Annotated in this window: 16 protein-coding genes and 1 pseudogene; 10 read left to right on the top strand and 7 right to left on the bottom strand. The window is 72.1% G+C overall.

The window, feature by feature from the left end:
* Positions 1-50 precede the first annotated feature (50 nt).
* Positions 51-1,931 (bottom strand): protein kinase, encoded by a 1,881-nt coding sequence (locus tag ABZY57_RS08995; protein ID WP_356509656.1) that lies wholly within the window; start codon positions 1,929-1,931, stop codon positions 51-53.
* Between the two features lie 103 nt (positions 1,932-2,034).
* On the opposite strand from ABZY57_RS08995, the gene ABZY57_RS09000 reads away from it, so the two are divergent.
* Positions 2,035-2,199, top strand: a complete 165-nt coding sequence (locus ABZY57_RS09000) for a hypothetical protein (protein ID WP_356509658.1) — start codon at positions 2,035-2,037, stop codon at positions 2,197-2,199.
* Between the two features lie 141 nt (positions 2,200-2,340).
* Here the strand turns inward: ABZY57_RS09000 and ABZY57_RS09005 are convergent, their stop codons facing one another.
* Positions 2,341-2,859, bottom strand: coding sequence for a DinB family protein (locus ABZY57_RS09005; RefSeq protein WP_356509660.1), 519 nt, complete (start codon positions 2,857-2,859; stop codon positions 2,341-2,343).
* A gap of 875 nt (positions 2,860-3,734) precedes the next feature.
* On the opposite strand from ABZY57_RS09005, the gene ABZY57_RS09010 reads away from it, so the two are divergent.
* The gene (locus ABZY57_RS09010) at positions 3,735-4,202 is read left to right on the top strand and encodes a hypothetical protein (protein ID WP_356509662.1); all 468 of its coding nucleotides are present in this window, start codon (positions 3,735-3,737) and stop codon (positions 4,200-4,202) included.
* A 762-nt stretch (positions 4,203-4,964) separates the two neighbouring features.
* On the opposite strand, the gene ABZY57_RS09015 is transcribed toward ABZY57_RS09010, so the two are convergent.
* Positions 4,965-5,774, bottom strand: coding sequence for a GNAT family N-acetyltransferase (locus ABZY57_RS09015; protein WP_356509736.1), 810 nt, complete (start codon positions 5,772-5,774; stop codon positions 4,965-4,967).
* 203 nt (positions 5,775-5,977) lie between these two features.
* Here ABZY57_RS09015 and ABZY57_RS09020 point away from each other — a divergent pair.
* The 6 genes and pseudogenes from ABZY57_RS09020 to ABZY57_RS09045 form a co-directional block, all read left to right on the top strand.
* Positions 5,978-6,268 (top strand): annotated as a pseudogene (locus tag ABZY57_RS09020) (signal peptidase I); the annotation flags it as partial.
* A 387-nt stretch (positions 6,269-6,655) separates the two neighbouring features.
* Positions 6,656-8,905 (top strand): MMPL family transporter, encoded by a 2,250-nt coding sequence (locus ABZY57_RS09025; protein WP_356509664.1) that lies wholly within the window; start codon positions 6,656-6,658, stop codon positions 8,903-8,905.
* Between the two features lie 39 nt (positions 8,906-8,944).
* The gene (locus tag ABZY57_RS09030) at positions 8,945-9,499 is read left to right on the top strand and encodes a GNAT family protein (protein ID WP_356509666.1); all 555 of its coding nucleotides are present in this window, start codon (positions 8,945-8,947) and stop codon (positions 9,497-9,499) included.
* Positions 9,500-9,623: 124 nt separating this feature from the next.
* Positions 9,624-10,214 (top strand): hypothetical protein, encoded by a 591-nt coding sequence (locus ABZY57_RS09035; protein WP_356509668.1) that lies wholly within the window; start codon positions 9,624-9,626, stop codon positions 10,212-10,214.
* A 188-nt stretch (positions 10,215-10,402) separates the two neighbouring features.
* Positions 10,403-10,570, top strand: a complete 168-nt coding sequence (locus ABZY57_RS09040; protein ID WP_356509670.1) for a hypothetical protein — start codon at positions 10,403-10,405, stop codon at positions 10,568-10,570.
* Between the two features lie 81 nt (positions 10,571-10,651).
* Positions 10,652-13,702, top strand: coding sequence for an AAA family ATPase (locus ABZY57_RS09045; protein WP_356509738.1), 3,051 nt, complete (start codon positions 10,652-10,654; stop codon positions 13,700-13,702).
* A gap of 31 nt (positions 13,703-13,733) precedes the next feature.
* Here ABZY57_RS09045 and ABZY57_RS09050 read toward each other — a convergent pair.
* The 4 genes from ABZY57_RS09050 to ABZY57_RS09065 form a co-directional block, all read right to left on the bottom strand.
* Positions 13,734-14,614, bottom strand: a protein-coding gene (locus ABZY57_RS09050; protein WP_356509672.1) for an IS5 family transposase whose coding sequence is annotated in 2 segments (ribosomal slippage) — positions 13,734-14,254 and positions 14,254-14,614 — 882 coding nt in all. Because the reading frame shifts where the segments join, the coding sequence is not laid out codon by codon here.
* Positions 14,615-14,667: 53 nt separating this feature from the next.
* Positions 14,668-14,841 (bottom strand): DUF6191 domain-containing protein, encoded by a 174-nt coding sequence (locus tag ABZY57_RS09055; RefSeq protein WP_356509674.1) that lies wholly within the window; start codon positions 14,839-14,841, stop codon positions 14,668-14,670.
* Between the two features lie 42 nt (positions 14,842-14,883).
* Positions 14,884-16,092, bottom strand: coding sequence for a PQQ-dependent sugar dehydrogenase (locus ABZY57_RS09060; protein ID WP_356509740.1), 1,209 nt, complete (start codon positions 16,090-16,092; stop codon positions 14,884-14,886).
* 239 nt (positions 16,093-16,331) lie between these two features.
* Positions 16,332-17,333: an aldo/keto reductase gene (locus tag ABZY57_RS09065; protein ID WP_356509676.1), complete on the bottom strand. Its 1,002-nt coding sequence runs from the start codon at positions 17,331-17,333 to the stop codon at positions 16,332-16,334.
* Between the two features lie 89 nt (positions 17,334-17,422).
* On the opposite strand from ABZY57_RS09065, the gene ABZY57_RS09070 reads away from it, so the two are divergent.
* Together ABZY57_RS09070 and ABZY57_RS09075 are read left to right on the top strand one after the other, a co-directional pair.
* The gene (locus ABZY57_RS09070; protein WP_356509678.1) at positions 17,423-18,379 is read left to right on the top strand and encodes a 2-hydroxyacid dehydrogenase; all 957 of its coding nucleotides are present in this window, start codon (positions 17,423-17,425) and stop codon (positions 18,377-18,379) included.
* A gap of 357 nt (positions 18,380-18,736) precedes the next feature.
* Entirely contained in the window at positions 18,737-21,556 is a 2,820-nt protein-coding gene (locus ABZY57_RS09075; protein WP_356509742.1) for an EAL domain-containing protein, read from the top strand.
* Positions 21,557-21,648: the final 92 nt, after the last annotated feature.

Raw genomic sequence — 21,648 nt, forward strand, 5'->3', positions numbered from 1 at the left:
CCCGCACCGGAGAACCGGTGCGGGGCCGCCTTCGTGCGAGCCTGCCGGGGCTACCGCTTGAGCTGGGGAGCGGCGATGACGGCGTTGCCGGTGTCCTTGCAGCCGGTCTCCACCTTCAGCCGCAGGCGCAGGGCCCCCTTGATGTCCAAGGACTTGGTGACCGGCTTGCCCAGGTGGACCACCTCCGAGAAGAGCGCGGGCTGGTCGTCCACGGAGATGGTGACCCGGGCCTGTTCCATGGTCGAGCCGTCGTCGATGCCCGCAGTGAACTCCAGCGTGGACCAGGCGCGGTTCACGTCGTACTCGATCGTCGCACCGTAGTAGCAGCTGCCGATCAGGGCGGCCCCGTACTCCCTCGTGTTCAACTTGGCCGACCCGACATCGAAGTTCTCCACGTCTCCGACCGACGACAGCAGTGTCAGGTCGGCGACGTTGTTGTCCTTCGGCGCTCCCGGAGCCGAGGGGCTGGCCGAGCCCGACGGAGTGGCGGAGTCCGCGGGAGGGGAATCAGCGGCGGTGGGATCCGCGGAACCGGACGGCGTCACGGAAGGGGACAAGGCCGCCTTGTCCCCGCCGGACGCCGTGTTCGAGCCGTCCGCGTCCTCCTTGTCCCCGAGCAGCCTGACGCCGACCACCGCGCCGGCCGCCACCACCAGCACCGCGAGCACCGCCCCGAGGAGCAGCCCGGTCCGCCGCTTCTTGCGCGGGGGCGGTGTGGGCGCCGCTTCCGTGGCGGACACGGCCACGGGCGCCGGGCCGTACCCCGGCGGCACGCTCGCCTGGACCGGTGGCGGGGTGTACACCGGCTGGGTTGGCGGTGGGGTGTACACCGGCTGGGTTGGCGGTGGGGTGTACACCGGCTGCGCCGGGGGACTCGCCGGGGAGTCCGCCGGGACGGCCGGGGCCGCCACCGGGGCGGTCGGCGGCCGGGCCGGCTGCTGGGGCGGGGCGACCGGCTTCGGCGGGGCCGCCGCCGGAACCGGGGGAGCGGCCGGTAGCGGCACCGCATCCTCGACCACCCGCTGGGAGGTGGACGTGGTCGTGGACACCACCGCGCGGCGGATGTCCTTCATCCAGCCCGCCAGGTTCAACGGACGCTTCAGCGGGTCGGCGGCGTAGATGGAGGCGATCCGCGCCCGCTGTTCCGCGTCCAGTACGGCGAACTGCGGGAGCCGTACGAGAGCCTCCGCCAGCAGTTCGGGCGTCGAGGGCGGGGACTCCCCGCTCAGCAGGAAGTACGCGATGGCCCCGAAGGCGTACCGGTCCGCGCCCGGGGTCCGCTTCCCCTCGAACACCTCCGGCGCCGCGTAGCCCTGGGTGAACCACACCTCCGCCGTCTGGTGGTCCGCGGTCAGCTTGCTGAGGCCGAAGTCCACCAGGGTGGCCTGCCCGTGCGCGTCGACCATGACATTGCCGGGAGACAGGTCACCGTGGATCACCTGACGCCCGGAGGGGGTGGCCTTCCCCGAGTGCAGCCAGTCCAGTACGTCGGCCAACTGTTCGAGCGTGCGCATCACTTCGCGGCGCTCGGCGGGCGTGGCGAGGGTCCGTTCGGCCCGCCAGTCCCGCAGGTCGAGTCCGTCGACGTGGTTCATGACCAGGACCAGGGCCCGCCCGGTCAGCGTCGAGGACTCCCCGGGCCGGTGGATCGGCGGCCCCTCGAAGTGCTCCCGTACGCCCACGACACCGGGGCGGTGGACGAAGCGCAGCAGTTCCGCCTGCTCGTTCCACTTCTGGCTGATGCGGTCGAAAACGTCCGGGGTGATCGTGGTCTTGGAGTCGAGCACCTTCACGACGACGGGCTCGGATCCTCCCGCGAGCTCGATCTCCGCGAGATAGAGCACGGCCTCCCCGCCGCGACCGATGGACCGGAGCAAGCGGTAGCGGTCCGCTGCCGCGTCCGGCCCGATGTGGAGATTCTGGCTGGTCAATTTCCCCCCAGCGAAGGTTATTTGAGTGGGGATCAGCTTCCCGGCGCAAGAGGGTGGTGGTCAAGCTGGGGCTGCGGGGGGAAGTCCTGCAGCGATCGCTGTTTTGGGACTGGGCAGGGTTCTTTGCGGAGTCGGACCGGTCCTCGACGCCCTGGCCGCCGGGCGCAGCGTCGTCGGCGACGCCGTCGGCGTCGTCGGCGTCGACTGCCCGGGAACGGGGGCCACCCGGTGCCCGCGACCGCTCGCACTGGGCGAGCTCGCCGATTAGTCGGCTGTCGCTGCTGCCGTCGCTGCCGTCGCCGCTGCTGACGACGCCGTCGCCGCCGCCGACGGATCGAGGGTGAGGGGCGGGGTGACGGGGTGGAGGGCGGGGTGGAGTGACGCGGCGGGGTCGGGGGTCGGGTCCGCCTCAGGCGCCCGTGGCGCCGTCGACGGCCTCGCGGAGGAAGTCGGCGTGGCCGTTGTGGCGGGCGTACTCGTGGATCATGTGCAGCATGAGCAGGCGCAGCGAGGCGTCCTCCTCCCACTTCTCGACGCGCACCGTCACATCCAGGGACTCGGCGGCCGCCTCCACCGCGCGGGCGTGGTCGACCTCCGCCCGCCAGGCCGCGAAGGCCTCGGCGCGGGTCGAGCCGGAGGCGTCGTAGGCGGCCTGGAAGTCGTGGGTGTCCGACCACAGATGGGGGACCTCGGCCCCGCCGAAGGTACGCCGGAACCAGTGCCGCTCCACCTCCGCCATGTGCCGGACCAACCCGAGCAGGGACAGCGTGGAGGGCGGGGACGCCTGCCGGCGCAGTTCCTCGTCGGTGAGGCCCTCGCACTTCCAGGCGAGGGTGGCCCGGTGGAAGTCGAGGTACGCGCGGAGGGTCTCGCGCTCGCCCCCGGCGAGGGGAGGGGCGACACGGTGAGCGGATTCTGTTGCTGCCATGGCTGAGATCTTGCCCCGTCGGTCCCGGGCGGCGGAAGGCGTTCGCGCCGTCCTGCTCATCGGGGGTGGTGGTGTGCGGGGTCGGGGGTGGGTGGGTGCTGCGGGCGGGTCGGTGGCTGCGTGGGTGCCGGGCGGCGTCCCGGCAGTCGAGCGTCCTTCCGTGGTGGGACGGTCCGTCAAGGGCGCTCCCTGCGGTCGCGTCGCTTCGCGATGGCCTTCGGCCACCCTTGACGGACCGTCCCACCACGGAAAAACACAAGACTTCCGGGATCCCCCCCCGGGGAATGGCCGGGGGGAGGAGTGGGGAGGAGCGGCCCGGTCGGTCACGTGCGAGCGGCTTCCCGCCGGTGGTCATCCGTACCCGGCCCCGGCAGGACCGTGACCTCGGCCGGTACGGACGCGCGGGGCGGTCAGAGCATCCAGGGCCGGGTGTCTGGACACCCTTCCCGTGACCGTCGACCGCCACCACGAGCGCAAGGGGGACGGGAAGCACCTCAGGGTCGGTGGGCGCGACAGATCGCTACACAGTCCCGCTCGGCTCAGCGACTGCGGACCGGCCGCGGCTGGGCATAGGCCGCACGCGGCCAGTTCCCCTCCCACTCGGCTCAGCGACTGCGGATCGGCCGTGGCTTGATTTAGATGGCTGGATTTATATGCCCAAAGGGGCATGAAGGCCGCCGGATGTGCGTCTTGGGCTGTGGACGGGTTTTGACGTTGAGGAATGTTTAGGTAAGCCTTACCTCGCCCAAGTCGCGTTCGCGGCCGCCTTGCCCTCGGAGCTCACCCCCATGTCGTCCCCTGCCGCTGATCTGTCTGCTCGTCCTGTCCGCCTGTACGACTCTTGGTGGACGGTCGTGGCCGCAGGGCTCGGGGCGATGATCGTTCTGACGATCGGGCTGTGGATCTCCGTTCACATGAAGACCGACCCGGCCCTGCACACGGCTGCGCTCTTCGCCCACCTGGCCTCGCTCGTCGTCGGCTTCGGCGCGGTTCTGTCCGCTGACTACTACGGTCTGCTGTGGGCCATGGGGCGTTGCCCGCTCGCCGAGGTGGTCAGTGCGACCTCCCGGCTTCACGTACCGATCTGGGCGGGACTTGGTGGTCTCGTCGTGAGCGGGATGATGCTGGAACCCGATCTCAACTCGTCCCTCACCCTCGCCAAGCTCGGGCTCGTCGTCCTCCTGACCCTCAACGGTCTTCAGGCCGGCCTCCTCGGCCACCGCCTCGCTGCCGCGTCCGAGGCCACCCCCCGCCTCCTGCTCTGGGGCGGCGCCACCGCGGTCATCTCGCAGCTCTGCTGGTGGGGTGCGGTAACCATCGGCTTCCTCAACACCAATTCCTGACCCCCGCCCCGTACCCAGCTCCCACCGTGCGGGAGCGTCCGTCCCACCTTCTCTGTTGCCGAGGTGGGAGCCGGTCGGTCGATCCCTCTGCCAGGTCGTGAGGACGGAGAAGCCGTCCGCAGATCCGCCACCACCCCACATCACGGAAGACACCCTCATGACCGCCACCTACATCAAGCCACGGCCGGTCCGCAGTCGCTGAGCCGAGTGGGAGGGGAACTGGCCGTGTGCGGCCTATGCCCAGCCGCGGCCGGTCCGCAGTCGCTGAGCCGAGTGGGACTGTGTAGCGATCGGTCGCGCCCCCCGACCCTGAGGTGCTTCCCGTCCCCCTTGCGCTCGTGGTGGCGGTCGACGGTCACGGGAAGGGTGCCCAGACGCCCGGCCCTGGATGCTCTGACCGCCCCGCGCGTCCGTACCGGCCGAGGTCACGGTCCTGCCGGGGCCGGGTACGGATGCCCTCTGGCCGGAGAAGGCCTGGGCATCTCAGACGGGGCCGCTCCTCCCCACTCGTCCCTCCCGGCCGTTCCCCGGGGGGATCCCGGAAGTCTTGTGGCGTTTCGGTGTGGGCCGGTCGGTCAAGGGTGGCCGAAGGCCATCGCGTAGCGACGCGACCAAAGGGAGCGCCCTTGAGGGACCGGCCCACACCGAAAGGACACTGGACTGCCGGGACGCCCCCCGAAACCCCACGCAGCCAAGGACCGGCCCGCAGCCCAACCCACCCGACCCCCGCCAACATCCCGGTACCCCGCTGCCGCTACCCCCCTACCCCTCCCACACCCAAGGCACGGTGACCCCCACCACATCGAAGCCCAGCCGTTCCAGGATCGGGCGGCTGTCCTCCGACGCGTCGACCTGGAGGTAGCGGATGCCCCGGGCCGCCGCCACGCGGGCGCGGTGGGCTACCAGGAGGCGGTAGATGCCCTGGCCCCGCCATTCCGGGACCGTGCCACCGCCCCACAGGCCCGCGAAGGGGCTCCCCGGGCGCATCTCCATCCGGGCCGCGCTCACCGGGGTGTCGCCCGCCATCGCGACGACGGCTTCGATCGTGTCCGGCTCGTCCCGCAGCAGGTTGAGCATCAGATCCTTGATGCGGGGGAGATCCGCGCCGAAGGCGCGGCGGTGGGCCTCCATCATCAGGTCCACGCCCGCCTCATCGGTCACCACCCGCAGGGTGATGCCCTCCGGCGGTTCCACCGACAGGGTGGCGAGGTTCTCCACCCGTCCCACCAGCAGTGTTTCCGCGGGCTCCGCCACGAAGCCGGCCGCGCGCAGCCGGTCCCCGAGGTCGGCGGGGCGGTCGTGGCCGTACAGCTTCCACTCGAACTCCGCCGATGGGATCTCGCCCCGATCCGCCAGCTCCGTGAAGAACGCCACCTGCTCCGCGATCACCGCATCCGCCGTGTGCTCGTCGAGGTCCGACCAGAGCACCGTGTTCCCTCCGGTGCCGGGCACGATCTGCCGTACGACCGCGCCTGTTCGTTCCACGCGCGCGTCGCTGGTGTCGGGCAGCGCATCCCGTCGCATCACGGAGTCGAACTCGGCGCGCACCTTCAGCAGGTCATCCGTATCCATGGTCATCCGGCCAGCTCACCAGCCGCCGACGTGTCCGACAACTGCATTAACCTCACCCCGTGACCGACCCGACCTACCCCACTCACCTCACCCACCCCACCCACCTCACCCACCTCACCCACCTCACCCACCTCACCCCCACCGCCCACCCCTCCCTCTACACCGGCAAGGCCGCCCCCGACGCCGCCGTCGACCGGGGCTGGCTGCTGGGGCACTTCAAGGAGCCTGGCGATCCCCGCCACAGCGAGGACGTGGAGATCAAGTGGGGTGTCCACCCCAAGGGTGAAGCGCGGGCGCAGTGGGTGCGCGGAGAGTCCCGTACGGCCTTGCAGGTGCTGGTCAGCGGCCGGTTCCGGCTGGAGTTCCCCGGCCGGAGCGTCGTACTGGCCGAGCAAGGGGACTACGTCGTGTGGGGGCGCGGAGTCGACCACTCCTGGTACGCGGAGGAGGACTCGGTGGTGCTCACCGTCCGCTGGCCCTCACTGCCGGGCTACCGCGCCGAAGAGGAGCCCGGCGAAACGACAGCCGGCGAGCCCGCAAGCGAGCCCCGCAGCCGACCCGATAGTCAGCCCGGCAACGATCCCGGCGACCAGCCCGACGACCAGTCCGGCCGGACCTCCGTTCCGAAGCCCGTGTGACCATGGTCCCGCACCTGCCCGAACACCTGTGACGCTGCCCACGAAGGCCGCCAACGATCACGCGACGCTGCGATCGTTGAGGGTAGGCCAACCACACGCGCCACAACCGCACGCGCCACAACCGCACGCACCAAAATTGCAGACGCTCAACGCTCAAGCCCAGCGTTCAGTTTTCAGTGTTCACGCGTTCTTTCCGACGGGCCGTTCCCCGGTAAAGATCCGAACCACCAGGGAGCCCGTCCGTTGTCAGCCCTCGCACGCTGGTGCATGCGGCACCGACTCGTTGCTGTCCTGCTCTGGCTCCTCGCCTTCGGCGGGACCGCCGCTGCCGCGGTCGGCGCCGGGACGGCGTTCTCCAACGACTACGAGGTGCCCGGCACCGAGTCCGCCAAGGCGCACGCCCTGCTGCGGGAAGGCTTCCACGGGCAGGGCGGCGATACCGACACCATCGTGTGGCGGGCCCCGGCCGGACAGAGCGTGCGGACGCCGGCCGTGCAGGAGCGCATGACGCGGGCCCTCGACTCCATAGCCGACCTGCCCGGTGTCGGATCGGTTGCCGGCCCCTACGGTCCCGAACCCGACAGCGGGGCCCGGATCAGCCCCGACGGGCGTACCGCCTACGCCGTGGTCACCTTCGACCGGCAGGCCGACTCGGTGCCGAAGGGCGAGGCTCAGGCCGTCGTCGACGCCGCGCGGAACCCGGCGACCCAGGCCGACGGCCTGCAGGTCGAGCTCGGCGGCCGGGCCATCGGCCTCACCGAAGCCCCCACCGCGCACCTCGCCGAGGTCATCGGTGTGGCCATCGCCGCGGTGGTGCTGTTCCTGGCCTTCGGATCGCTGGCCGCCAGCCTGCTGCCCCTCGCGACCGCCCTGGTCAGCGTGGGCACCGCCTATTTCGGCATCACGCTGCTCGGCCACGCGATGCCGGTCGCCGACTTCGCTCCGATGCTCGGCACCCTCGTGGGCCTCGGGGTCGGCATCGACTACGCGCTCTTCATCGTCACCCGCCACCGCAAGGGCCTCAAACGCGGACTCCCGGTCGCTGAAGCCGCCGAGAGCGCCGTCGCCACCACCGGCCGGGCCGTGGTCTTCGCCGGGGCCACCGTCTGCATCGCGCTGCTCGGCATGCTGGTGCTCCGGCTGAACTTCCTCAACGGCGTCGCCATCGCCGCCTCCCTCACCGTGGTCCTGACCGTCGCCGCCTCGGTCACCCTGCTGCCCGCGCTCCTGTCGTACATCGGCATGCGCGCGCTGTCCCGCCGCGAGCGCCGCAAGCTCGCCGCCGAGGGGCCGCAGCCCGACGCGGTCACCGGCTTCGCCGCCCGCTGGTCGGCCTTCGTCGAGCGCCATCCGAAGCTGCTCGGCCTGGTCGCGACGGCGGTCATGATGGTGCTGGCACTGCCTACGCTCTCCCTCCATCTCGGTACTTCCGACCAGGGCAACAACCCGGCCGCGTCCACCACCCGCAAGGCCTACGACCTGCTCGCGGAGGGCTTCGGCCCGGGGATGAACGGCCCGCTGACCGTGGTCGCCCGCCTCGGCGGGGCCGGCGACCGGGTCGCCGTGGACGCGCTGGCCGAGTCGCTCCGTACGACCCGGGGCGTGGCGGCGGCCGGACCGGCGGTCTTCAACCGGAGCGGCGACACCGCCGTCGTCACCGTCGTACCGGACTCCTCTCCGCAGTCCCGGGCCACGAGCGAGCTCGTCGACAGGCTGCGCGAGGACGTCATCCCCCGCGCCGGCCACGAGAACTCCATGCAGGTGCACGTCGGTGGCGTGACCGCCGGGTACGACGACTTCGCCGAGGTCATCGTCGGCAAACTGCCGCTCTTCGTCGGGGTGGTCATCGCGCTCGGGTGCGTGCTCCTGCTGCTGGCCTTCCGCTCCATCGGCATCCCGCTCAAGGCGGCCGCCATGAACGTCGCCGCCGTCGCCTCCTCCTTCGGAGTCGTCGTCGCGATCTTCCAGTGGGGCTGGGGAAGCGAAACGCTGGGGCTGGGCAGCGCGGGGCCCATCGAGCCCTTCCTGCCGGTGATCATGGTCTCGGTGCTCTTCGGGCTGTCCATGGACTACCAGGTCTTCCTCGTCAGCCGGATGTACGAGGAATGGCTGGAGACGGGGGACAACCAGCGGGCGGTGCGCGTCGGCCTCGCCGAGACCAGCCGGGTGATCAACTCGGCGGCCGTCATCATGATCTCCGTCTTCCTGGCCTTCGTACTCAGCGGCGACCGGATCATCGCCATGTTCGGCATCGCGCTCGCCGCGGCCGTCGCCCTCGACGCATTCGTCCTGCGGACGTTGCTCGTCCCGGCTCTGATGCACCTGCTCGGCGGAGCCAACTGGTGGCTGCCGGCCTGGCTGGACCGCCGGCTCCCGAAGATCAGCATTGAGCCCCCCGAGCGCCGTCCGCATGCGAAACTTCCCCTGCAGCGGCCCGGCGCGGACCCCGTCACGAGCGAGGACGCGGCCGAGCCCGCGACCAGCTCCCGGTGATCCGGCCACCCGCCGCTCGATAGCCAAGGAAGACCGCGCATGTTCTCGATAGACCTCGCCGACGACGCCCAGCTGTTCCCGCTGGAAGCACGGCACGCGGAGGAGTTCTTCGCCCACATCGAACGCGGACGCGAGTTCATCGGCCAGTACGTCGGCTTCCCGGACCGCTCCGTGGACCTGGAGTCTGCCCGTGGCCTGCTCGCCAAGTACGCGGTGAAGGCGGGGGAGGACGGCGCACGGTTCTTCGGGATCCGGCTCGACGGCACCCTCGTGGGCGGGGTGCTCTTCCCGGCGTTCGACGCGGGGACGGGCAACTGCGAGATCGGCTGCTGGCTGGAGCCCGAGGCGGCCGGCCGCGGTCTGGTGACGAAGGCCTGCCGCGTCCTGATCGACTACGCCTTCGGCGAGCGCGGCATGCACCGCGTCGAATGGCACGCCGCCTCCGGCAACAAGAAGAGCCTCGCCGTGGCCGAGCGCCTCGGCATGACCCGTGAAGGCGTCCTGCGCCAGAACCACCTGCACCGGGGCGTCCGCCAGGACACCGAGATCTGGGCGCTGCTCGCCCACGAGTGGTCCGCGGCCCGCCCCGCGTAACCGCCCCCCGCGCCCGCCCGCCCCCACCTCGCCCCGGTTCTCCCCGGGGACCGGGGCGGGGCGCTGCACGCTGCCCGGCCGGATTCTCAGGAACCTCTCAGAAAAGCCGCCTACGGTGCCCCGCATGGACACCACCAAGACCCCCGCCCCGACCGCTCCCGAGGCGGACTCCCCGGCCGACCTGAAGAAGGCCGCCACCGACGAGACGACCGCCCCGGCCGCCGCGGACACCGCCGCCACCGAGGAGGTCACGGGCGAGGAGCTCGCCACCGACCTCGACGACGAGTTCGACGAGCTCGACGCCGCGGCCGACGAGAAGCAGAGCAGTGGTGTCGCCTCCGGAGCCTCCGCGATCGTCGCCGCCGGTCTCGGCCTGATCGCCCTCAGCGGCAGCTGGACCTCCCGCGTCATAGGCGAGCGCGAGACCCTCAAGGGCCAGATCAGCTCGGCCACCGCCACCACCACCGAGGACAAGATCGAGGCGCTGTACGGCAACGCCTGGCAGATGACCGCCCTGGTCAACGGTGTCCTGTCGACGATCGCGCTGCTCCTCGCCGTCTTCGTGCTGGCCCGCCCGGCCTTCGGCGCCCCCGGCCGCACCCTCCCCGCCTGGGTCCGCTCCGTGTCCTGGGCCGCCGTCGTCGTCGCCGCCATCGGCGTGCTCGCCTTCGCGTTCATGTATCTCCTCGCCCTCCCGGCGGCCCCCGCCGCCTAGGCCGTTCGCCCCTGTGCGGCGGCCCGCCTAGGTACTGCCTTAGGCCACCTCAGGGACCCCGGGTCCCGGCCTAAGGCCCCCGGCCCGCGCAGATGCGGCATGCTCCCGATGTGCCGGCACCCCCTGGGGCGCGAATCTTGGATCACACCGAACGAGGTGTCCGAGAAACGCGAACCAGGGAGCACGAGATGTTCGAGTACGAGATCGCCACCGCCCGCCGCGACGACCTCATCCGCGAGGCCGACGCCCACCGCCTGGCCCAGGAAGCGAAGAAGGCCCGCCGCCTCTTCTCCCGGAGCCAGGAACCGGAGGGGTCGGTGAGAGGGCAGCGCGGCCGGTTCACCCGCGCCGCGTAACCCGCGTCGCGAGACCGTGCGAACCGGCACGTGATGAGAGGCGCACCGATATCCAGTGCCGACGGGCAGGGCCTCTGTGCGATGCTCGGCGGCGTGGAGACCAGATCTGTCAGCCCGGTGTTCGTCGGCCGAGCCGACGAACTGGCCGTACTCACCGACGCCCTGACGCGCGCCGCCGGCCAGGAGCCGCAGGCACTGCTCATAGGCGGCGAGGCAGGAGTCGGAAAGACCCGCCTCACCGAGGAGTTCCTCTGCGAGGCCGACCGCCGCGGCGCGGTCGTCGCCGTCGGAGGCTGTGTGGAGATCGGGGCGGAGGGACTTCCCTTCGCCCCGTTTTCGACGGCGCTGCGCACCCTGCACCGCCTGCTCCCCGACGAACTGGCCGCAGCCGCCGTCGGCCAGGAGGACGAACTCGCGCGCATCCTCCCCGAACTCGGCGAGACCCCGCGGGGCCCGCACGACGAGGAGAGCACCGCCCGGCTCTTCGAGCTGACGGCCCGGATGCTGGAACGGCTCGCCGCCGACCGCACCGTCGTCCTCGTCCTGGAAGACCTGCACTGGGCGGACACCTCCACCCGGCACCTGCTCTCCTACCTCTTCCGCGCGCTCGGCAGCGGCCGGCTCGTCGTGGTCGCCACCTACCGCGCCGACGACGTCCACCGCCGCCACCCGCTGCGCCCGCTCCTCGCGGAGCTCGACCGGCTGCGCACCGTCCAGCGCATCGAGCTGTCCCGCTTCAACCGGGCCGAAGTACGCCGCCAGCTCGCCGGGATCCTCGCCTCGCAGCCCGACGAGGAGTTCGTCGCATCGGTCTTCGACCGCTCCGACGGCAACGCCTTCTTCGTCGAGGAACTCGTCGCCTCCCGCGCCAGCGGCTGCCTCACCGGCCTCACCGAATCCCTGCGCGACCTGCTCCTGGTCCGCGTCGAAGTCCTCCCGGACGCCGCCCAGCGCGTCGTGCGCATCGTCGCCGAAGGCGGCTCCACGGTGGAGTACGCCCTGCTGCGCGCCGTCACCCGGCTCACCGAGGACGAACTGATCGAGGCCCTGCGCGCGGCCGTCGGCGCCAACATCCTCCTCGCCACCTCCGACGGCGACGGCTACCGCTTCCGCCACTCCCTGGTCCGCGAGGCCGTCTCCGACGACCTGCTCCCCGGCGAACGCGCCCGCGTCAACCGCCGCTACGCCGAGGAGCTCGAAGAGGACGACTCGCTGATCCGCGCGGAGGAGCGGATCATCCGCCTCGCCACCTACTGGTACTACGCCAACGACGCGGTCAAGGCCCTGCCCGCCGTCCTCGCGGCCTCGGTGGCCGCCCGGCGCCGGCACGCCTACTCCGAGCAGCTGCGCCTGCTGGAGCGGGCCATGGACCTGTGGGAGGCCGTACCGGAGGAGGTGCGCGGCGAACTGCGCCCGGCGGACTACACCGAGGTCTACCCGCCCTGCGGCTGCGACCCGGCGACCACCCCGCTGCAACGCCTCGACCTGCTGGCCGAAGCCACCGTCGCGGCCCGCTTCGGCGGCGAGCGCGAACGCGCGCTGAAGCTGACCAAGACGGCCCTGCGGCTGCTGGAGGACGGCCACGACCCGCTGCGCGCCGCCTGGTTCTGGACCGAGCGCTCCCGGATGATCGCCAGCCTCGCCCGCGGCGACGGCTGGGAGGAGCTCGCCAGGGCGCAGGAGCTCGTCCGCGGGCTGCCCCCGTCCCAGGTGCACGCCGACGTCCTGGTCCGGGCCGCGAGCTGGGGCATGCTCCACAAGCCGGGGCCCGACAACCTCGTCGCCGCCGAACGCGCCGTGGAGTACGCGCGGATGGTCGGCGCCGAGGACACCGAGCTCAACGCCCGGATCACCGTCGGCAGTCTGCTCGTCGACTCGGGGGAACCCGAACGCGGCCTCGCCGAGATGTACGCGGTCAAGGACCGGGCCGCCGAACTCGGACTCGGCATGCTGGTGGGACGTGCGCATGTGAACCTCACCTCGCATCTGGAAAGCCTGGGCCGGTCCCGCGAAGCCGTGGAACTGGCCGAGCAGGGTGCCGAACTGGTCAAGAACTCCCATCTGATGGACTCCGAGGCCTATATCCGCGGGAACCTGGCGGAGAGCCTGTACAGCCTCGGCCGGTGGGAGGAGGCCGCGACGCAGGCCCGGCGCACCCTGACCCTCGTCAGCAGCGCCGCCCCGCGCGCCGCCGCCGTCGTACGGCTGGCCTACCTGGCCCTGGCGCGCGGTGAACTCGCCGAGGCAGCAGGCCAGCTCACCGCCGCCCGCGCCCACTTCGGGTCCCACGACGGCCAGCCCCAGCACCGCATCCCGCTGTTCCGCCTCGCGATCGGCGTGGCGGCGGGGGAGGGCCGGATAGCCGACGTCCGCCGCGAGGTGGCCGCCGTCATCGACCACGGCTTCCCCCTCGGCAACCACCGCTACGCCTGGCCGCTGCTGCTCGCCGCCGCCTCGGCCGAAGCCGAGGCCCGGGGCCTGCCGGCCGCGGAGGCCGGCCGCGAGGAGGCACTGACGGTGCTGCGCACCGCAGCCCGGTCCCTGGCCACTCCGGTCCCGGTGTGGAGCGCCCACTCCGAGTACCTCAGGGCCGAGCTGCTGCGGGCCGAGGCCCGGGACACCGTCGCCGACTGGACGGCCGTGGAAGAGGCCGTACGCCCCCTGGAGCGCCCCTACCTGCTGGCCAGGGCCCGGTACCGGCTCGTGGAGTCCCTGCTGGCGGCCGGCGGGGACCGCGAGGCCGCTGCCGGGCTGCTCCAGGAGGCCTACACCACCTCCGAGCAGCTCGGCGCCCGCAGGCTCCGCGAGGACCTGGCCCTGCTCGCGCAGCGCGCCAGGCTCCCGCTCGTCCCGGTGGACGCGGCCGCCACGGCCCTGTTCGCTCCGGAGGCGGACCCGGTCGAGGCGCTGGGCCTGACCAGCCGCGAACGGGACGTGCTGCGCCTGGTCGCGGCGGGCCACACCAACCGGCAGATCGCCGGGGAGCTCTTCATCTCCCCGAAGACGGCCAGCGTGCACGTCTCCAACATCCTGGCGAAGCTCGGCGTCGCGGGCCGCGGCGAGGCCGCCGCCCTGGCCCACCGGCTGCGGCTCTTCGGCCCCGTCACCGCGCAGGCGGCCGGAACGCGGTGAGGGCAGGTCCGCCTAGGTTCTGTCCGGCGGATCATTCGCGGAGCCAGAGTCTGATGGTTGCTGTGGTGATGGTGCCGTGGAAAATGTAGGCGCGTTTGTCGTAGCGGGTGGCGACGGCCCGGTGGTGTTTGAGCCGGTTGATTGTCCGCTCGACTTCGTTGCGGCGTTTGTAGAGCTCGCTGTCAAAGCCGGTGGGCCGACCGCCCTTGCTGCCACGGCGTTTGCGGTTGGCCCGTTGGTCCTTTGGTTCCGGGATCGTGTGTTTGATCTGTCGTCTTCGCAGGTGGCTGCGGTTGCGGCGTGAGCTGTATGCCTTGTCGCCGCTGACGTGGTCCGGCCTGGTGCGGGGGTGCCCGCCGCCAGGCCGGGCGACGCGGATCCGGGCGAGGACCTCGGTGAACTGGGGTGCGTCGCCCCACTGGCCCGGGGTGATCAGTAGGGCCAGCGGGCGGCAGCCACCCTCGCCGGCGAGGTGGATCTTGCAGGTCAGGCCGCCCCGGGACCGTCCGAGTCCCTCGTCGGGGCGGTGGTTTCGAGGCGTCGTTCTTTTTTCGGGACTCTCGGGGCGGCCTTGCGGGCCCCGGCCGCGTGCTGGTGGGCCCGGCACGTGGTCGAGTCGACGCCCACCATGCTCCAGTCGAGCCGGCCCGCCAGATCGGTATCGGCCTGGACCGACCGCAGGATCCGATCCCATGTGCCGTCGGCGGACCAACGCCGGTGGCGTTCGTAGACCGTCTTCCAGCTGCCGTATCGCTCTGGGAGGTCTCGCCACGGAATCCCGGTCCGCACTCGGAACAGGATCCCGTTGACCACCTGGCGGTGGTCACACCAGCGTCCACCGCGCAGGCCGACGGCGGGCAGATGCGGCTCAAGCCGCAACCACTCCGCATTCGTCAGATCTCCCCGCCCCATGCTCGATCTAACGACCGGACAAGCAGACAGTCACAAGATCCGCCGGACAGGACCTAGGCCGCCGGGTGCTCCTTCGCGCGTACGAGCACCTTGCCGGAGTCCAGGTCTATCGGGCCCTTTCCCGGGTCGCCGTCATTGACGTCGATCCGGGAAAGCTCCAGCCGCTTCTTCTCCTCGTCCGTGTGCTTGCGCCCCGGACTGAACAGCTCCTCGATCATGTTGAACACCGCGCCCACCGCACCTTTCGTCCCCCCGTCGGGGCCCGCTGGTCATCGCACCGTCAGTGTCAGGATCCTGTCGTCACCGGCTTCCGGCGACCCGCGCCCGTCCGTCTCGCTCGTGACCAGCAGCAACCTGTCCCCACCGAGGGGCACCACGGTGCGCAGACGGCCGTACTCGCCCGCCAGGAACGCCTCGGGCTCCGCCACCGGCTCAGTCCCCGCCAGCGGAATCCGCCAGAGCCGCTGCCCCCTGAGCCCGGCCATCCAGACGGAGCCCTGCGCCCAGGCGATCCCGCTCGGCGAGGCCTCGTCGGTCTTCCAGACCGCCACCGGGTCGCGCATCCCCGGCTTGCCGGCCTTGCCCTCGGCCTCCGGCCAGCCGTAGTTCGCGCCGGGCTCGATCAGATTCAGTTCGTCCCAGGTGTTCTGCCCGAACTCGGCCGCCCACAGCCGTTTGTCCTTGTCCCAGGCGAGACCCTGGACATTGCGGTGCCCGTACGAGTAGACGACCGAGTCGGCCTCCGGATTGCCGTGCACCGGCTCCCCGTCCGGGGTCATCCGCAGGATCTTCCCGCCGAGCGACTTCTTGTCCTGGGCCAGCCCGGTCTCCCCGGTCTCGCCCGTCCCGGCGTAGAGCATCTTGTCCGGGCCGAAGGCGATCCGCCCGCCGTTGTGGATGAGCCCCTTGGGGATCCCTCTGAACACCGTGTCGGGCGCCCCCAGTTGCTCGCCGGCCGGTCTCTTCTCGTCATAGCGCAGCCGGGCGATGCGATTGTCGGACTCGGTGGTGAAGTAGACGTACACCATGCGGTCCGAGGCGAAGGAAGGGGACAGGGCCAGGCCCATCAGCCCGCCCTCGCCGCCCGGGGCCACTCCGGGCACCGTGCCGACCGGGGTCACGGCGCCGGTGCCCACGTCGACCCGGCTGATCGTGCCCTTGTCCCGGGAGGCGACCAGGAGGTTCCCGTCGGGCAGCGGAGCCACCCCCCACGGGGACTCCAGACCCTGGGCGGCCACGCCGGTCACCGTCACCTGGCCCTTGGCCGGCGGTGCGGAGGCCGACGCGGAGGCGGAGGGGGTGCCCGAGGCCCCCGGTGGCGCGGAGCCCGCCGTCGTGCCCGGTGGCGACTCGCTCGGCCGGGCCCCGGCGCCGTTCGGCGGGGAGCACCCCGCCGCCAGCAGTGCCCCGCACCCTGCCAGGGCGAACGCCGCCAGCACCCCACGGGCCCCGCCGCGCGGGCCGCCGTAGGCCCGCATCGGCGCCCCCGCCCGGCCCTGCACCCGGTCCTGGTCCGGCGTGTGGGCCTGCCCCTGCCCCGGCCCCTGCCCCTGCCCTTGTCCCTGCCCCGGCCCCTGCACGTGCCCCCGCACGTGTCCCTGCTCGTGTCCGTATCGCATCGCCGTACTCCCCTCCGGTCCTCCGATCGTGCCCTCACACGACTCAACAGCGCAGACCATGCCCCAAGTTCCGCCACTCGTACACTCGATCGAGTGGTTCAGGCTCCCATCGGCACCGGGAGCTCCGACAGCTCCACCAGGTCCTCGGCGGTGAGCCGCACCTCCGCCGCCCGCGCGTTCTCCGCCGCCCAGCGCGCCTGCCCGGCCCCGGGCACCGGAACCACCTGCGGACCCTGCGCCAGCACCCACGCCAGCGCCACCTGCGCCGCCGTGACCTCGGCCCCGTGCCGCCGCGCGACCCGCCGGAGCCCCGCCACCAGCACCTGGTTCGCCGCCATCGCGTACGCCGTGAAGCGCGGATGCCGGGCCCGTACGTCCTCGGGCTCGAACCCCTCACCCGGGACCAGCGTCCCGGTCAGGAACCCGCTCCCCAGCGGCATCGCCGCCAGGAACCCCACGCCCCGCGCCGCGCACCACGGCAGCAGCCGCCACGCCGCCTGCGGCGACCACACCGACAGCTCCGCCTGCACCGCGCTCACCGGGAACACCTGCTGCGCCCGCTCCAGGTGCCGCACGGTCGTCGCGTACGAGGGGTCGCCGCGCCGTCCCGCGCCCGGTCCGGTGCCCGCCCCCAGCGCGCAGAAGCCCAGGGCCCGCACCTTCCCCGCGCCCACCAGCTCCGCCATCGCGCCCCAGGACTCCTCGACCGGCACGTCCGGGTCGACCCGGTGCAGCTGGTACAGGTCTATGACGTCGGTGCGCAGCCGCCGCAGCGAGGCGTCGCAGGCCCGCCGCAGGTATCCCGGGCGCCCGTCGGCCACCACGTGCACCCCGTCGGCCCGCAGTCCCGCCTTCGCGGACACGAAGGCGTCGGCCCGGCGCTCGCGCAGCACCCGGCCGAGCAGCAGCTCATTGGTGTAGGGGCCGTACAGATCGGCGGTGTCGAGCAGGTTCGCCCCCAGGTCCAGAGCCGTGTGCACGGTGAGCAGCGAGTCCTCGCGCCGCCTGCGCGAAGGCGCGTACGCCCCGCTCATCGGCATGCAGCCGAGGCCGACGGCACCCACCGTCAACGCCCCCGCCCCGATCGACCTGCGCTCCACCGTGCGTCCCCCCTGGTCGCCCTGGTCCTCCCGGTTCCGGCACACAAACTAACGGCTCGATCCGGATCCCCTGGCATAGCCTCCTGATCATGACTGCAGAGACACCCGGGACTCCCGACGTATGGCTCCCCTTCCCCGCCGAGGAGATCGAGGGCCTGCCCGATTCCTTCCGCTACCGCCACTGGGACGGCGAGGAGACCTTCCCGGCCGATCCGGCCGCCTGCGTCTTCTACGTCACCCCGTACATGAAGTCCCCGGCCGTCACCCTGCGCCCGCTGTCCGCGATGCCGCGCCTGCGGATCGTGCAGACCCTGACCGCCGGGGTCGATCACGTCCTGGGCGGCCTCGGCGACCTGGCCCCCGGCGTACGGCTGTGCAACGCCAAGGGCGTCCACGACGCGAGCACCGCCGAGCTCACGCTCACCCTGATCCTGGCCTCCCTGCGCGGGATCCCCGGCATGGTGCGCGGCCAGGACCGCGAGGAGTGGCGCTTCGGGTTCTACGAGGCCCTCGCGGACAAGTCCGTACTGATCATCGGCTACGGAGCGGTCGGCGCGGCCATCGAGGACCGGCTCGCGCCCTTCGAGTGCGAGCGGATCGTCCGGGTCGCGCGGACGGCGCGCACCACGGCGCGCGGGCCGGTGCACGCCCTCGCCGAGCTGCCCCAACTCCTGCCCGCGGCCGACGTGGTGATCCTTTCCACGCCGCTCACCGAGGAGACGAGGGGGCTCGCGGGGCCTGCGTTCCTCGGCCGCATGAAGGACGGTGCGCTGCTCGTGAACGTGGCCCGCGGGCCCGTCGTCGACACCAAGTCCCTGCTGGCGGAGGTGGAGTCGGGCCGACTGCGCGCCGCGCTGGACGTCACCGATCCGGAACCGCTGCCTTCAGGCCATCCGCTCTGGCATGCTCCGGGTGTCCTGATCACGCCCCATGTGGGCGGCAGCAGCTCCGCGTTCGAGCCGCGGGCCAAGCGCCTGGTGGCCCGCCAGCTCCGCCGGTTCGCCGCCGGAGAGCCCGTGGAGAACACGGTGTTGATCACGGAATGACGTGCGGTGCGCACGCTCCGCGTTCGTCCGAATGCGCTCGGTGGGTACAACTCCCTTGTTGGTGACGGAGCGTAGAGAAACTATGTCCCTGAGTGACGAAAGTGGTGTATCGTCCGGAACAAGGGGCTGCGCCACGAACGTCTGGCGCTGGGGAGTGATCGGACACTTTGGGGGGCGACGGGCGATGCACGGCCAATGGACGAAGGATCCGATGCGGCGAAGCCGCCGGAGGCGACGGTGCCGGGACTGGACTGCGCCGGAACCAGCCAGCGAGGGGGACCGGTGAGCACCCCGGGGGCGGCGCTGCTGACCCGCCGGCCCCTCGCCGGCGGCGGCAGCGGCGCCAAGGGGCTGGCGATGCAGCTCCTCCTCGCGGTGGTCAGCAGCGGGTACGCGGTGGGCGCGGCCCTCGGCTGGGGCTCCGAGGATCTCGCCGAGATCATGGGCGACTTCGGGCTCAGCGCAGCAGGCCTGCTCGCCGCCGTCTCCTGCTTCACATACGCCCGGGCCATTGACAGCCGGGAGCGCCCGGCCTGGCTGCTGTTCGCCTTCTCCTCGCTCATGGGCTGCTGCGGCAACGCGGTCTGGGGCTGGTACGAGGTGGTCCTCGGCGAAGCCGTGCCGAAGCCCTCCCTCGCCGACTTCGCCTTCCTCTGCTTCGCACCGCCCGCCATCGTGGGCCTGCTCGTCCTCGCGAAGCGCCCGGTCACCCGAGCCGGGTGGGTCTGCCTCGGCCTCGACTCCTGGCTCATCGGCGGCTCCCTGCTCACCCTCTCCTGGAGCCTGGCCCTCGCGCACGCCGCGCGCACCGCCCAGTCCGGCGCCCCCGGCAGCGTCCCGCGCGCGGCCCTCTCGCTGGCCTACCCGCTCCTGGACATCGCGCTCGTCTCGATGGTGCTGGTGCTGCACTTCCGCCGCTCCGAGACCAACCGCTCCGCCGTGAACACCGCCATCGCGGCCCTGGCCCTGACCGTGCTGAGCGACGCGCTGTTCACCTCGCCGCTGCTCAGCGCCGAGTACCAGTCCGGCCAGCTCCTCGACGCCGGCTGGTTCGCCGGCTCGCTGCTCCTCGCGTACGCGCCCTGGGGCGCCCGCCGCATGTACTCCGGCCCCGACCCCGTGGCCCACGCGCGCGCCGAGCGGCCGCACAGCCGCCCCATCACCGGCTCCCTGCCCGCCCTCACCCCGTACCTCGCGGCGGCCGTCTGCACGCTGGGCATCCTCTACAACGTGGTGGACGGGCGGAAGGTCGACCGGGTCGTCGTCTTCACGGGCTGCACGGTCGTGCTCGCCCTGGTCATCCGCCAGGGCATCATGCTGCTCGACAACATCGCGCTGACCCAGGAGCTGGCCCAGAAGGAGAACCACTTCCGCTCCCTGGTCCAGGGCTCCAGCGACGTCATCATGATCGCCGCGCCCACCGGCACCCTGCGCTACGTCAGCCCCGCCGCCGCCGGGGTCTACGGCCGCGAGGCGGAAGAGCTGGTCGGCACCGAGCTCGCCACCCTGATCCACCCGGAGGACCTGGGCCGCGTGGTCCACGAGGTGCGCCGCTTCCTGGCCGCGCCGCCGACCGAGGAGCCGACCACCCGCATCGAGTGCAGGTTCAGATCGGGCGGCGGCGAGTGGCTCAATGTGGAGTCCACCGTCAACCGCCACCAGGGCGGCCTCATCCTGAACAGCCGGGACGTCACCGAGCGGGTGCGGCTCCAGGCGCAGCTCCAGCACAGCGCCGAGCACGACCCGCTCACCGACCTCCCCAACCGGGCCCTGTTCACCCGCCGGGTCCGCCAGGCCCTCACCGGCCGGCGGGCCGGGGACCACAGCTCCGCCGTGCTCTTCATCGACCTCGACGGCTTCAAGGCGGTCAACGACACCATCGGCCACCAGGCCGGTGACGAGCTGCTCATCGAGGCCGCCCGCCGGCTCCAGGACTCGGTCCGGGCCGGGGACACCGCGGCCCGCCTCGGCGGCGACGAGTTCGCCGCACTGATCCTGGGCGACGGCAACCGCGACCGCGGCGCCCGCGAGTACCAGGTCCACGAGATCGCCGACCGGCTGCGCACCACCCTCTCCCAGCCCTACCGGATCGCCGGGAGCGAGGTCCGGGTCGCCGCCAGCATCGGCGTGGCCTTCGCGGACCCCGGCATCACCCCTTCGGACCTCATGCGCAACGCGGATCTCGCGATGTACCGGGCCAAGGCGGGCGGCAAGGACCGGGTTGAGATGTACGCGCCCCAGATGCAGGCCGAGGTCGTCCGCAAGGCCGAACTGGCGGGGCGGCTGCGCACCGCGCTGCACGACGGGGAGTTCGCCCTGCTGCACCAGCCCGTGGTCTCCCTGGCCTCGGGTGAGATCTCGGCCGTGGTGGCGCAGGCCCGGTGGCGTTCCGCCCAGGGGATCCTGTTCACCCCCGCCGAGTTCCTGCGGGTCGCCGAGTACAGCGAGGGCGGGTCCACCGCTCGGGCGGCGGTGCCGGACGCCTCCCGTACCGCCGAGCTGGGGCGCTGGCTGCTGGAGGAGGCCGTCGGGCAGGCGGCCGAGCGCCACCGGGCCGGGCACGACGTCCCCGTGGCCGTACGGATGACCGCGCAGCGGCTGCTGGACCGGTCGATGCCGCTGGGCTCCGTGGAAGCCCTGCTGACCCGTAACGGCCTGCCGTCGGGCGCGCTCGTCCTGGAGCTCGCCGTCTCCGACCCCAGGGTGCCCTTCGACGACCTGGAGCGCCGCCTGGCGGCGCTGCGCCGCCTCGGGGTCCTGATCGCCCTGGACGGCTTCGGCAGCGGTTACGCGGCCATCAGCGCGCTGCGCCGGCTCCCCGTCGACATGCTCAAGCTCGACCGCGGCCTGGTCGAGGGGGTCGTGGAATCCCCCCGGCTCCACAAGATCACCGCAGGTCTGTTGCGGATCGCAAACGACCTCGGCATGCAATCGGTGGCAGAGGGTGTGGACCTCCCGGAGCAGGTCATGGCACTGCGCGCGATGGGCTGCACCCATGGGCAGGGAATGGCCTTCTCCGGCCCTCTGGACGAGTACAGGCTGCGGCGAGCGCTCGTGCGCGGTACGTTCCCAGTACCGGGCGGTGCGGCCCAACCCGCGTTGGCCGGTGGTTCGCCAGGGGGCTCGATGGTCATCCACAGAGGCTCACATAATGAGACGCCCGTCCCACCCGCTTGACATCACCCTCCCGCCGGAGGGAGGGTCAATGCCATGCGCACCCGAATTCTCGTACTTGGAAAGCGCGTCGGCTGAAGCTGGGGCCAGCATGT

The sequence above is a fragment of the Streptomyces sp. NPDC006450 genome (assembly GCF_040612195.1).
Lineage (GTDB): Bacteria > Actinomycetota > Actinomycetes > Streptomycetales > Streptomycetaceae > Streptomyces.

Coding starts and splice junctions, on each gene's coding strand:
- ABZY57_RS09005 (WP_356509660.1), bottom strand. CDS start 2,859: ATGGCAGCAACAGAATCCGCTCACCGTGTCGCCCCTCCCCTCGCCGGG.
- ABZY57_RS09010 (WP_356509662.1), top strand. CDS start 3,735: ATGATCGTTCTGACGATCGGGCTGTGGATCTCCGTTCACATGAAGACC.
- ABZY57_RS09015 (WP_356509736.1), bottom strand. CDS start 5,774: ATGGATACGGATGACCTGCTGAAGGTGCGCGCCGAGTTCGACTCCGTG.
- ABZY57_RS09030 (WP_356509666.1), top strand. CDS start 8,945: ATGTTCTCGATAGACCTCGCCGACGACGCCCAGCTGTTCCCGCTGGAA.
- ABZY57_RS09035 (WP_356509668.1), top strand. CDS start 9,624: ATGGACACCACCAAGACCCCCGCCCCGACCGCTCCCGAGGCGGACTCC.
- ABZY57_RS09040 (WP_356509670.1), top strand. CDS start 10,403: ATGTTCGAGTACGAGATCGCCACCGCCCGCCGCGACGACCTCATCCGC.
- ABZY57_RS09045 (WP_356509738.1), top strand. CDS start 10,652: ATGCTCGGCGGCGTGGAGACCAGATCTGTCAGCCCGGTGTTCGTCGGC.
- ABZY57_RS09060 (WP_356509740.1), bottom strand. CDS start 16,092: ATGCGGGCCTACGGCGGCCCGCGCGGCGGGGCCCGTGGGGTGCTGGCG.
- ABZY57_RS09070 (WP_356509678.1), top strand. CDS start 17,423: ATGACTGCAGAGACACCCGGGACTCCCGACGTATGGCTCCCCTTCCCC.
- ABZY57_RS09075 (WP_356509742.1), top strand. CDS start 18,737: ATGCAGCTCCTCCTCGCGGTGGTCAGCAGCGGGTACGCGGTGGGCGCG.